This window comes from Allobosea sp. ASV33, assembly GCF_016428755.1.
GTDB lineage: Bacteria > Pseudomonadota > Alphaproteobacteria > Rhizobiales > Beijerinckiaceae > Allobosea.
Window position 1 is genome coordinate 1 of the sequence record NZ_JAELTI010000281.1, and the last position, 316, is coordinate 316.

1 protein-coding gene and 1 pseudogene are annotated in these 316 nt (G+C 74.7%); one reads left to right on the forward strand and one right to left on the reverse strand.

The features are described from left to right. A pseudogene (locus JHD80_RS27570) lies at positions 1–127 on the forward strand (3,4-dihydroxy-2-butanone-4-phosphate synthase); the annotation flags it as partial. Positions 128–134: 7 nt separating this feature from the next. On the opposite strand, the gene JHD80_RS27575 reads toward JHD80_RS27570, so the two are convergent. Next, positions 135–316 (reverse strand): hypothetical protein (locus JHD80_RS27575; RefSeq protein ID WP_199093796.1); only part of this gene is annotated, 182 nt, incomplete at its 5' end.

A 316-nucleotide genomic window follows, 5' to 3' on the forward strand; every position in this document is an offset into this window, starting at 1 on the left:
CAAAGATGGCGGCGTGCTGATGCGCTCCGGCCATACCGAAGCGGCCGTCGATCTCTGCAAGCTCGCCGAATTGCCGCCGGTCGGCGTCATCTGCGAGCTCGCCAATGACGACGGCACGGTGATGAAGCTGTCTCTTATACACATCTCCGAGCCCACGAGACTCTAGGCGCGATCTCGTATGCCGTCTTGTGCTTGTAAAGGGGGGGGGGGGGGGGGGGGGGGGGGGGGGGGGGGGGGGGGGGGGGGGGGGGGGGGGGGGGGGGGGGGGGGGGGGGGGGGGGGGGGGGGGGGGGGGGGGGGGGGGGGGGGGGGGGGG